This window comes from Allobosea sp. TWI1241, from assembly GCF_039673065.1.
Classification (GTDB): domain Bacteria; phylum Pseudomonadota; class Alphaproteobacteria; order Rhizobiales; family Beijerinckiaceae; genus Allobosea.
The window spans coordinates 101459-113482 of record NZ_JBDJKW010000011.1; the positions used below are offsets into that span (position 1 = coordinate 101459).

A 12024-nucleotide genomic window follows, 5' to 3' on the forward strand; every position below is an offset into this window, starting at 1 on the left:
TGGTCGCGGCTCGGCTCTTGTTCTAGTGTCGGATACGGTGTCCTGGTCGCGAGACATGGCTGGTAATCCGCGCTGATCCCGTTCCCCTGACCGATCGACCGGGCCGCCCGGAGCTAGGGAAATTTGAGCGCCGCGTCAACGGCGCGGCGCCGTGTCGTCTTCCTTGTCATCATGCGCTGATAAGCCGCCGGTGCCATCGACCCGGATGACGATACCGGAACATCAGCCGGCGATATGGTCGGCGATCAGCTCTACAATGCGCTGAGATGCGCGGCCCTCGCCGTAAGCCTCGATCTTGCTTCTTGGTGTGGCGAAGGCCTCCGTCGTCCAGAGCCTGTTCCAGCCAGCTTCAATGGTCTCGACCCACTCGGTCTCGTCGCGCAGCGTAATGCAGGGAACGCCATGGAAATAGGCTTCCTTCTGCAGTCCCCCAGAATCGGTGAAAACGCCGGTAGCGTGGTGGACGAGTTGCGTCATGTCGAGATAGCCCAGCGGGCCAAGGAGCGTGATGCCGCGCGGGATCGCGAGCCTGTCGGCGATCAACTTGCGGGTCCGGGGATGGAGCGGCATCAGGATGGGGGTCTGCCTGGCGGCTTCCCCAAGCCAGGCGAAGACACGCGTAAGACGATCGGGATCGTCGGTATTCTCGGCACGATGGATCGTGCTGACCGCGTAGGTCTTCGGGGCGACGCTCAGGGTCTCGAGGATCGTCGAGCGTTGCGCCGCCCGCTCGATCGCCGCCAGCGTCGTGTCGTACATGACATCGCCGGTGGCGTGGACACCTTCGGTGACTCCTTCGTGCGCGAGATTGTCGATGGCCGTCCGTGTCGGGCAGAACAGCAGCGCGCTCACATGGTCCGTGACCACGCGGTTGATCTCCTCCGGCATCTTACGGTTGAACGAGCGCAGGCCCGCCTCGACATGGGCTACGGGAATATGCAGCTTCGCCGCGGCGAGTGCTCCGGCCATTGTCGAATTCGTGTCGCCATAAACGAGGACCATGTCCGGCTTCTCATGAAGCATGACGGCTTCGAGCTTTTCCAGCATTCGGCCGGTCATGGCGCCATGGCCGACGCTATTGATGTCCAAGTTGTGCGTCGGCGCGGGAATGTTCAGTTCATCGAAGAAGATGTCGGACATGTCCGCGTCGAAATGCTGTCCGGTGTGGACCAGGATCTCACGGATGCCTTTCGCGGCGAGGGCGTGGCTGACCGGCGCAGCCTTGATGAATTGTGGCCGCGCGCCGACGACAGTCAGGATTTTCGCCATGAGTTCTCCGCGTCACCGTTCCAGCCGATCGGCCCAAGTCGGGGGGCTTATCGGCATAGAAAACCGGCTTTTGCAATAGAGGCGAGTTGGCGGGCGACAGCGCTCGGCTCGGTCCGGCTCTGCCGGGGCGGCGCAGCCGCTCATGTCTCAGCGCAGCCATCTGCGAAAGGACCCGGCTGAAGACGAACGTAACGGCCCCGCGGCAATCATCTCCTGAACGAGGCGCTTGACGTTCAGAAGATGAACGCACTATGGCTCAACGCCGCAACGGAACTTTTCTCCTCATGCTGTCTCCCTCCCGCGGCGAAGAGTCGGACGCCCGCGTCCTGCTCAACCTGCTCAACTCAGTCGAGCGGGATGGTTCTCAGTCGCAGCGCCGTCTTGCTGCGGAGCTCGGTATTTCCCTCGGTCTCGTCAATGCGTATCTGCGACGCTGTATCAAGAAGGGACTGATCAAGTCGCAGCAGGTGCCGGCGCGACGCTATGTCTACTATCTCACTCCGCGCGGGTTTTCGGAGAAGACCGGACTGGTCGTCCGCTATCTCTCCCATTCATTCGAATTTTTCCGGCAGGCCAAGGAAGATTGCGCAAGCCTGCTAAGGCAGGCTCATGCCGAAGGCAGGAGCAGCATCGTCCTGATCGGAAAGTCGGACCTTGCTGAAATCGCGGTGATCTGCGCGATGGAGTTCAATATTCGCATTCTCGCGGTCGTGGATGCGGCTTCGGCCGAGAACTGCCGCTATATGGGCGTGCCGTTGATCGCCGGGCTCGACGATCTGGCGCAGGAGCCGGATGCTTTGCTAGTGACTGATCTGCGGCAGCCCCGTGCTATGTACGACGCGGCCTGCGCGCGCTATGGCCGCGATCGGGTCATGGTCCCCAGGCTGCTCTATCTCGATCCCGGCCCCTCGCCGGAGGTCAGGTCATGAAGGTTGCAAGGAAAGCCCGGCGGCGTACGGGGCGGATATTGCCGCGATCGGCAAACGGGACATCAATCGAGATGAGCGAAGTTGGCCGAGGATGAGCGGGCGGATGAAGAAACTCGGTTTTTGGGGCGGTCTTGCCGCCACTGCGCTGGTGAGCGCCTGGCTGGCCGGCGTGCTCACCGGGAGCGCGCATGATGCGATCGCGACGTTCCTGCCCTTGAGCCGGGGCTTCCTGCCGTCGACCGGGCAACTCTTCGTCATGGCGCTCGCTCTGCTCCTGACGGTTGTGGCGACACGGAATTCAATTGAAACGTACAGGCATGCCGCCTTGCGCCGCTCTGCCCGGGTTTGTGTAATCTGGGCGGTCGGCGCCGTCCTCATTTGGCTGGCGATGCAGTTTTTTGCCGGAGCGCTGCACGGCCTCGACACCGTTTTCCCGCTGCTCGCCGGTGCTGTGCTCGCTACGGGCCTCGTCTGCTTGCGCCTCGTCCTGCCCGGTACGTCGCAGGCCGTATATGTCGTCACAGCGCTCGTACCCTTCACGCTCATCGTGCTGCTGCAGGGATCGCTGGCTGCACGGTTCGATGATTTGGCTCGCAATCTGGCGGCCAACTCTCTGGAAGGCCTTCTTGCCTCCTCCCTCGTCCAGCCGCTGACCTTCGCCGTCGCCTGCGCTGCGTCCGCCTTGGCACTGCGCGGACGCATCATGCCAGGCGCCGATATCGGGGTCCTATTGGTGAACCTCGTTGCCTGGGTGTTGGCGGCACATCTGGCCTGGATCGTCCTTCTGTTCGTGTTCGGCGTCGCCGACGTGCCGCGATGGCTACCGATCTTGACCGCGCTCGTGATGGCGCTCACCGGAATCGTCGCCGCGGCCGTTCGACTTGCGCGCACGCCGGACGGTCTTCTGGCGGGAGTGCCCGGTGGCGATCAGGGCACTGCTGAGGTCGCTCTCGTCACGTCGCCGCCCGGTGACCACCGGGCTTGGCTGATCGCTGGCGACACGACCGCTGCCCGGGCAGTTAAGCATGGCCGCGCTTTGGCGGCCCAGGGATGGAACGTCGTCTTTTGCAGTGCCGGCAGTGCGCCGCAGGCTGCGTCCGGTTGGACATGCATCCGGCTTGCGCCCCCCACGCATATTCCGAACAGGATCCGGATGATTGCCAGCTTGGCGGAGGCGGTGGGCCTCTTCTTCGCCCGAAGCGGCGGTGAGCGGCTGGCGGGCTGGGGCGCGCGTCTCGCGCGTATCTGCCGGCTCGATTCCGCTCATCAGGATCGCGAGTTGCAGCGGCTCGCCGCGAAGCATCGAGAGCTCAGGCCCGATCTCGTCATCGCTTTCGATCTGGACGGTGCGCGTGGCGCTCACAACCTCGCGCATAGTATCGGTGCCGCTTTCGCGATCGACCTCGTCGATGAGCCGGCGAGCCAGTTCGACCACGATTCCGAATGGGCACGCGACGAGAAGCCCGTTATCGCCCGCATTCAGAAGCACTATCTCAGCCGCGCCGACCTCGTTATCGCTTCAAGCGAGGGGCTCGCCGAAGCCCTCGCGGGTGATGCGCCCCTGAAGGGCGCGCCCATCGTGATACGCGACCTGCCGCCGAACCAGCCGCAGGAGTTCCGTGCCGTCGGCGAGCGTATCAAGGTTCTCTACCAGGGAGATCTGTCGCGTCCTCGCGAACTCGCGGCCGCGATTGAATCGGTGAAGCTCTGGCGGCCCGAATTCGAACTGATCCTGCGCGGCGAAGGGGATCCGGCCCATATCGCCGATCTCAAGCGCCATGCCGCCAGGATGAACGTGGCCGATCGGGTGTCTTTCCAGCCGGCACGACCAGCAGACCCTGTCGCTGCTATGGCGAGCGCCGATGTCGGGTTCTTCAGTTACGGCCTGAGTGCTGCCCGGCGTCGCTTCCTGCTGCCGGCCGAGCTGTTCGGGTATGTGATGGCAGGGTTGGCTGTCTGTGTCAGCAGCCTCGATGAGGTCGGCAAAATCGTTATGGCAGGCGACATCGGCAAGCTTATCCAGGGGGGGGCGCCGCAGGACATAGCCGTCGCTGTCAATGCACTGAACCGCGAGAACATTGAGGCGTATAAGCGCGCTTCGCTGAGGGCGTCGGCGAAGTTGAACTGGGACGTCGAAAGTATGCGCCTAGTCGATGCGTGCCGCCAGACCGTTTCACGGCATCGCTCCTGACCTGCAACGCATGCCGCCCGATCACTGATCGGCAACAGCAACCGATAGGGCATTCCTCGTGAACTTTCTGCTCAGCCCCTTTCAGTCGATCTGGCGGCACCGCCGGATTTTGCTGCTCACCTCGATCCACGAGGTGCGAACACAATATGCCGGCTCGTTCCTCGGGAGCGCCTGGCTTGTCATCGGGCAGTTGATGGTGCTGGCGATCTACGCGACCACATATGTCGTGATCTTCCGGATTCGCCCAGTGGACATGACCGTCTACGAGTACATCCTTTATGTGTTCTGTGGCCTGACCTCATTTCTGCCGTTCTCCAACGGCCTCTCCGCTGGGTCGTTGTCGCTTGTCGCTAATCGTACCGTGCTCCTAAATACGGTGTTCCCGGCAGAACTCATTCCGTTCCGCGTCGTGCTGGTGGCAAGCGTCGGCATGCCCGTGGGCTCGCTCATTTTGCTGTTCGCGGATCTAGGTCTTAGCCAACTCGCTTGGACGACCTTGCTGGTTCCCGTGGTTATGGTGCTCCAACTCCTGTTCGTGGCGGGCCTGGTCTGGATGCTGTCGCTCGTGGCGCTGGTGCTGCGCGACGTGCAGCACATGATCCAATATGCGACCATGATGCTGGCCGTTATCACACCCATCGCGTATACGCCGCCGATGGTGCCGGATGCGCTCAAGATTCTGATATACGTCAATCCGCTGTCCTATTTCGTGATCAGCTTCCAGTATCTGATCATCCTGAACAGGTTGCCGGAGTTGAAGATCCTGTTGCCGATGATCGCGTTGAGCCTGACATCTTTCTGTCTCGGCTATTTCGTCATCCGCCGCGCGAAGGGAGCATTCTATGACTATGCCTGACCTGTCCGCGCCCGCAGGAGCGTCTCAGCAATGATTGTCTGCGTCGATTGCCGTAAACCATTGCCGGAACAAACGGCCCGCTGCACGGCGTGCGGATGGCAGGCGCGGATGGAAAACACCGTCCTGAATTTCCTCAGCAGCAAAGACCGGGCTAGCGAGGAGACGTCAGAGTACATCGAAACCTACGATGCGCTGGCCGAGCGGAACCTGTCCCGGCCGGTCGAGGCCAACGACTATGTCGAAAGCCTCGCGATCGGTTGCGCGCAGCAGATCGGGTCGGTCGAAGGCAAGGATGTGTGCGACGTCGGCTCGGGCCGCGGCTTCTTCGTAAAGCTCATGCTGGAGGCCAAGGCGCGTTCGGTGACGGCCGTCGATATCGCGGCGCCCGCGCTTGCTAAGGTCGCCGAGACGTATGGCGTCCGCTCTCTCATGGCCAACGCCGAAAATCTCCCGTTCGAGCGCGAGTTTGACGTGCTGGTGGCGACCGACATCGTCGAGCATGTCCTGAACGTGTCGAATTTTCTCGTCAGCGCGAACTGGGCGTTGCGCGACAACGGCCTGCTGGTGGTTCGCGTCCCCTATCTGGAGAACATGATTGGCTACTCGAACTTCTTCGGGCTGCCGATGCACTACACTCATCTGCGAACCTACGATAAGCGCCTGATCGTCCACACCGTCGAAGACGCCGGCTTCAAGGTCGAGCGAGTCTTTTATGACGGCTTTCGGTTCGATTACATGAACCGGTTCTGGGACCGCGTGCCGGCTGTGAAGGCTTGGCTGCAGACCGTCATTCGCGACCGGTATGGACGAGGCAACATCACCAACCTGAACAAGCTCATCTGCCACATGCTCATGAAGCCGATCGAGGTGGGCGTCGTCGCGCGCAAGGTGAGCCACATTGATGCGCAGGACTACCATGCGGATCTCAAGGAGTTCTACGAGAACCGCAAAAGCCGCACCCCGGTGAGCGGCGAAGCGCAATGACTTCGCTTAAGGCCTTGCCTCCGCGTGATCTTATCACCTCGGAGAAGCACGAAGTGGCGATCCGTCTCGCTGACGTGTCGAAGAGCTATAGGCTATACGGCAACCCGAGTGATAGGCTGCTGGACCAGCTCAACTTGCGGCGCTTCATGTTCTGGCGCGGCAATGATACGGACTACCAGCTCTTCAACGCGCTGAAGGACGTCAATCTGACCATTGGTGCGGGCGAGCGCGTCGGCATCATCGGCCGCAACGGCGCCGGCAAGACGACTCTGCTCAAGCTTATCACCCAGAACTTCGAGCCAACTGTGGGGCGGGTGGAGGTCAACGGATCGGTGCAGGCGCTGCTGCAGCTCGGTATAGGCTTCCATCCAGAGTTCTCTGGATACGAGAACATCAAATCCGCGCTGAATTACAACGGGCTGGTCGGTGAGGAGCTGCAAGCGGCGCTCGACGACGTTATCGATTTTGTCGAGCTCGGTGACTTTCTTCATCAGCCGATGAAAACCTATTCGATGGGCATGGGCGCACGCGTACAGTTCGCTGCCGCGACCGCGATCCGGCCTGATATCCTAATCGTCGACGAGGTCCTCGGGGCCGGCGATGCCTATTTTTCGGCAAAGTCGGCCCATCGCATGGAGCGGCTGACCTCGGCGGGTTGCACGCTCCTGCTCGTATCCCATTCGACAGCGCAGGTTCTGCAATTCTGCCAGCGTTGCGTCTTCATGCATGAAGGAAAGGTGCGCGAGGACGGTCCGGCCCTCGAGGTGGTCAAGCACTACGAGGAATACATCCAAGAGTACACGCAGCGCGAGCGCCGCCGCAACGAGCAGGCTGTGGCGGGAATGAAGTTGCCACAGGCCGAGCCCGCTGCGGGCGAGGGGGCTGCGCCGCCGCAGGATGTAACGACGCCCGCCTGGCAGGCAGACCAGCTGGCGACGCTGTTGATGGAACAGCCGGCGGTAGAGAGCGGAGTGGCCAAGCAGCGTATTTCCCGCTGGGCTGCCGAGACCGGTCTCAAGGTGAAACGGGTCGAGGTGCGCGATGAACATGGCCTTGTCAGCCATCTGCTGCAGGCTGGCCGTCCGTGCTCCATCGAGATCGAGATCATTGCTGAACACGATGGAGATTTCTCGGCACGGTTAGTCGTGCTGATAATGTCCCTCTCCGGCGTGGGGGTCGTCCGCCATCTGAGCGACGAGATGCATTTCTCGCTCAAGCAGGGTGAGACCAGCCAGGTCAACATGAACTACGATGCGCTCTTGCTCGCGAATGGCGACTTCGTGTTCTCCGTTGGCCTCTTCAAGCACTATGACCCTGACGGAAACTCCAGTGCCGTCCGCTACGACCTGCTGTCACGCAGCTTCAACCTTAAGGTGATGCCGGTCGAAAGAACCGAGTCGGGGCTCGTCAACCTGCCCAGCCGATGGGTTCAGGAGCGGAAGCAGTGAACTCGGCTGGGTGCGACGACATGTTCTCCGTGCTTGAGGAGGAGATGTTTTCTCTGGTGGGGGAAGGTGCTGGCGCAGCCGCGCCGGGGCCGATCTTCATCCTGGGAGCGCCGCGAACCGGCAGCACTATCCTCTACCAAATGCTGGTTGCCGGATATGAGCTTCCCTACATCTCGAACGCGACGAACGGCATGTTCGCCGAAACCCCGATCGTCGGTTTATCGCTGCAGGCGCCTTGGACGCGTTTCGACCGCATTCTGGCCCGCAGCGCCTATGGGAAAGTCGAAGGGGCGATGCAGCCGTCCGAAGGCTCGGCGGTGATGCGCCGCTGGTTCGGCGGCGGCCATCCGTCGGAAATCGTCAGTAGCGAGCCGCTGCCGAGTGCGGCTGCGCACATGCAGTCGACATTCGCGGCTGCTTCGGCCCTGCTCGGTAAGCCGGTGGTGATCAAGAACGCTTGGAACTGCTTTAGGGTCGTCGCGCTCGGGCGCCTTTTGCCGCAGGCCTCCTTCGTTTGGATCCGGCGGGACATCGCTGCAAGCGCGCTGTCGGATCTCGCTGCGCGATACGCGACGAAGAACGATCCCAATGAGTGGAATTCGGCGACGCCGCGCAATATCGAAGACTTACGGAAGCGCCCCTATTGGGAGCAGGTCGTCGAGAACCAGTTCGAGTTTTCGCGCGCCATTTCGGAGGCCTTTGCCGCGTTGCCGTCAGCGCGGTGCACCGAGCTCTGGTACGAGGATCTCTGCGCCCGCCCGGCCGAGACCCTTGGGTTGCTGGCGGCGCATCTGTCGCTTCAGGAGGATGTAGGCATCAGGCGCGTTCTCGATGTCCAGGAAGGCGAGCGAGCCAGCAGGCTGAGCCCGGAAGACCGCTCGAGAGTGCTGGACTATGTTTCGTCTCAGCAGGAGCGGCTGGCGTCCTGCCGCCGCGAAACCGCCGATGCGTGAGGTCTCGGCAATGCATCGCCTCGGCAGCGAGCTCCTCGATGCCTTTGCAGGAAGGGACGGGATCGTGAGCATTCTCTCGCGCGCGCCGGAAGGCGACGCTGCGCTTGGCTGCCAGAGATGGCTGCTGGCGACACCCGCCAAGCGCTACGCGGCGCATGTTCTCTATGGGGACCTGTTGGCGAGCGAGGGCTTGCGAATCCTGGATGTCGGAGGCGGATTGACGACGCTGACACGGACGCTCGCCGAACGGCACGATTATACGCTCGTCGACATTATGGCTCATGACAGCGAAGCCTCGATTTCCGCTTTTCTCGCGAGTGCGCCCCCCTTCAAGGTGATCAAGGAAGACTGGTTTTCTGCCATCGGCGACGAAAGGTTCGACGTCGTGATCGCCGCCGACCTTTTTCCGAACGTCGACCAGCGGCTCGGCCTGTTCCTTGACCGGGTGCTGCCGCATTGCGGACAGGTGCGGCTGTCGCTGACCTACTACAACGAGCCGCGCTTCTATCACACCCGGCGGATCGACGCCGATGAGGCGCTCTGCATGCTTGCATGGGATGGCCAGCAGATTGCCCGCACGCTCGGGCGCTATGCAGATCGTATCGAAAAAGCCGATTTTGATCTGTTCGCCGTTACGTCCGACAGCGTCTTTCCTAACAAAAGGCAGGTCTGCCTGCTGACATTGCAGGGCTCGCAGCCTTCTCACGTCGGAGCAGCAGTGTGATCACGCGCGGAGCCTTAAAGGTCGTCTTTTTCGGCGACTCCATCTGCTATGGGCAGCTCGTGCCACCGCATCTGACCTGGGTTACGCAGATCGCGGCGCGCGTCTACGAGTTGAGGATCGCCGGCGATGCCAACCGGATCGTGCTGGCCAACGTGTCAGTCAGTGGCGACACGACGCGGCAGGCCCTCGAGCGCATGCCCTATCATGTCCAGTCCAACGGGGTCGATCTGTGCGTCGTCCAGTTCGGGCTGAACGATTGCAACCACTGGGCCTCGGATCGCGGGCTTCCGCGCGTCAGCCCGGCTGCCTTCGCGGCCAACTTGCGCGAGATCGCCGACCGGGCGCATAATTTCGGCGCGCGCCGCGTGATCCTGCACACCAACCATCCGACGACGCGGGACACGGAGGTGATGGCTGGAACGTCCTACACCTATGAGTCTCAGAACCGGCGCTACAACAAGATCATTCGCGAAGTTGCCGCGCAGGCGCCGGATTGGCTATCGGTCCATGATATCGAGGCGATGTGGGACGATCACATGCGCGCATCCGGTACGTCGCTGGCATCGCTCCTCCTAGAGGACGGACTGCACCTGAGCGAACGCGGGCATCAGCTCTATTTCGACCTGACCTGGCCGCGGATCGAGAGCGTTCTCCGGCGGGATTTCGGCGCAGCTTGAGGCTGACCGGGTCGAAATCTGACAACCTTTACCAAGGAAAGCGCATCCGATGTGTGGTATTGCCGGCCTTGTATCGCTCGATGGAACGCCTGTCCCAGGAATCGACCGTCGCCTGGCGGTGATGAATCGGTTGATTTCGCACCGCGGGCCAGACGGGCAGGGCAACTGGAAGAACGAGCGTGAGTCGTGCGGGCTGACGCACAGGCGGCTCGCGATCATTGACCTGTCCGCCTCCGGTCATCAGCCGATGGTGGCTCCGAACGGGTCCGTCGTGACCTATAACGGCGAAATCTACAACTATATCGAGCTGCGCGAAGAGCTCGCGGCATCTTGGGCGTTCCGCTCGTCGTCGGACACAGAGGTCATCCTCGCGGCCTATGCCAAATGGGGCACCGAGTGCCTCTCGCACCTGCGCGGCATGTTCGCCTTCGCGATCTGGGACGGCGATACGCTGTTCGCCGCGCGCGACCGCTTCGGTATCAAGCCGTTCTACTACACGGTGGTCGATGGCACGTTCTATTTCGCCTCCGAAATAAAGGCCCTGCTTCCGATCCTGCCGGAGGTGTCGACTGATCCCGAGGCGCTCGCCGACTATCTGACGCTGCAGTACACGCTCGGCGAGAGCACGCTCTTCAAGGGCGTCCGCCAATTGCTGCCCGGCCACGCTCTGACGGTGCGAAACGGCGCGATCAAGGTGAGCCGGTACTGGGATGTCCGCTACGAGATCGACTGGAGCCATACCGAGAGCTGGTTCCGCGAGCGAATGCAGGAGCTGGTCGCCGATTCCGTGAAGGTCCACCTGCGCTCGGACGTGCCGGTCGGTGCCTACATCTCCGGCGGTATCGATTCGAGCCTCATCGCCGAACTGTCGGCGCGTGAGCCGGCATCTGGCAGGATCGGCTTCCACGGCAAGTTCATGAGCCATCCGGGGTACGATGAAAGCCACTATGCGCGTGTTGCGTGCATGGAAAACGGCACCGCCCTGCATGAGCTGGAAATTACGGCTAAGGACTTCCAAGACAATATCGCCAGGGTGATCTACTGCCTCGACCAGCCCGTTGCAGGGCCGGGATCGTTCCCGCAGTACATGGTGTCGGGCCTGGCGGCTCAGCACGTCAAAGTGGTCCTTGGCGGGCAGGGCGGCGACGAGATCTTCGGAGGTTATGCGCGCTATCTCATCGCCTATCTCGAACAGTCGCTGAAGGCGGCGATCGACGGAACGTCCCGGAACGGCAATTTCGTCGTCACGCCAGAGTCGATCATTCCCCATCTCACCGTGCTCCAGGAATACAAGCCGCTTGTCGGCCAGCTGTTCTCGAAGGGCCTATTCGGCCCTCTCGATGAGCGCTATTTCCGCCTGATAGATCGCTCCGCCGACATGGCGGGCGAGGTCGACTGGGGCGCGCTCGACAACGGCGCTGTGTTCGGGCGCTTCCAGTCGATCTTCAATTCCGAACGAAACGTCCGGAAGGAAGCCTATTTCGACTCGATGACGCATTTCGACTTCAAATGCTTGCTGCCGGCGCTGCTGCAGGTCGAAGACCGGATGTCGATGGCCCATGGCCTCGAATCCCGCGTTCCCTTCCTCGATCACAAGATCATCGAACTGGCAGCTTCCATTCCCGCCAACATCAAATTTGAAGGCGGGCAGATGAAGCATTTTCTGAAGACGACATTCGCTCAGGACATTCCGCAGGAGATTCTCCAGCGACGCGACAAGATGGGATTCCCTGTTCCGCTGAAGGAATGGTTCTCCGGCGATCTCAAGCCGTTTATTTCGGACCTGTTCCTCACGCAGAAGAACAAGCGCCGCGATTTTTTCAATTCGGCGCAAATTCTGGCCAACTTCGAGAATGCCCCGCGATTCTCGCGCAAGATCTGGGGGCTCCTAAGCCTCGAGCTCTGGCAACAGCAATTCCACGATCGTGCGCATGATTACCGCCGTATGCTCGACGACGGGGGCGACGATTTGAGCCCTGTTTCGCGGTAGGCT

At 61.7% G+C, this 12024-nt stretch carries 10 protein-coding genes; 9 read left to right on the forward strand and 1 reads right to left on the reverse strand.

The window, feature by feature from the left end; translation table 11 throughout:
- Positions 1-222: 222 nt before the first annotated feature.
- Complete coding sequence (wecB, locus tag ABE438_RS15010) at positions 223-1269, reverse strand: non-hydrolyzing UDP-N-acetylglucosamine 2-epimerase (protein WP_346503447.1); 1047 nt, start codon at positions 1267-1269, stop codon at positions 223-225.
- A 284-nt stretch (positions 1270-1553) separates the two neighbouring features.
- On the opposite strand from wecB, the gene ABE438_RS15015 reads away from it, so the two are divergent.
- The 9 genes from ABE438_RS15015 to asnB all read left to right on the forward strand — a co-directional run bounded on the left by ABE438_RS15015 (position 1554) and on the right by asnB (position 12021).
- Complete coding sequence (locus ABE438_RS15015) at positions 1554-2198, forward strand: winged helix-turn-helix transcriptional regulator (protein WP_346503448.1); 645 nt, start codon at positions 1554-1556, stop codon at positions 2196-2198.
- 103 nt (positions 2199-2301) lie between these two features.
- On the forward strand, positions 2302-4389 hold the full coding sequence (locus ABE438_RS15020; protein WP_346503449.1) for a glycosyltransferase family protein: 2088 nt from the start codon (positions 2302-2304) through the stop codon (positions 4387-4389).
- A gap of 58 nt (positions 4390-4447) precedes the next feature.
- On the forward strand, positions 4448-5245 hold the full coding sequence (locus tag ABE438_RS15025; RefSeq protein ID WP_346503450.1) for an ABC transporter permease: 798 nt from the start codon (positions 4448-4450) through the stop codon (positions 5243-5245).
- A gap of 30 nt (positions 5246-5275) precedes the next feature.
- The gene (locus tag ABE438_RS15030; protein WP_346503451.1) at positions 5276-6229 is read left to right on the forward strand and encodes a class I SAM-dependent methyltransferase; all 954 of its coding nucleotides are present in this window, start codon (positions 5276-5278) and stop codon (positions 6227-6229) included.
- 53 nt (positions 6230-6282) lie between these two features.
- Entirely contained in the window at positions 6283-7677 is a 1395-nt protein-coding gene (locus ABE438_RS15035) for an ABC transporter ATP-binding protein (protein WP_346503452.1), read from the forward strand.
- Positions 7678-7697: 20 nt separating this feature from the next.
- Positions 7698-8630 (forward strand): sulfotransferase family protein, encoded by a 933-nt coding sequence (locus ABE438_RS15040; protein WP_346503453.1) that lies wholly within the window; start codon positions 7698-7700, stop codon positions 8628-8630.
- Positions 8623-9354: a class I SAM-dependent methyltransferase gene (locus ABE438_RS15045; RefSeq protein WP_346503454.1), complete on the forward strand. Its 732-nt coding sequence runs from the start codon at positions 8623-8625 to the stop codon at positions 9352-9354. The genes ABE438_RS15040 and ABE438_RS15045 overlap by 8 nt, the downstream gene beginning before the upstream one ends.
- Complete coding sequence (locus tag ABE438_RS15050; protein ID WP_346503455.1) at positions 9351-10031, forward strand: SGNH/GDSL hydrolase family protein; 681 nt, start codon at positions 9351-9353, stop codon at positions 10029-10031. Before ABE438_RS15045 ends, ABE438_RS15050 begins: the two co-directional genes overlap by 4 nt.
- A 49-nt stretch (positions 10032-10080) precedes the next feature.
- Entirely contained in the window at positions 10081-12021 is a 1941-nt protein-coding gene (gene asnB / locus ABE438_RS15055; RefSeq protein ID WP_346503456.1) for an asparagine synthase (glutamine-hydrolyzing), read from the forward strand.
- Positions 12022-12024: the final 3 nt, after the last annotated feature.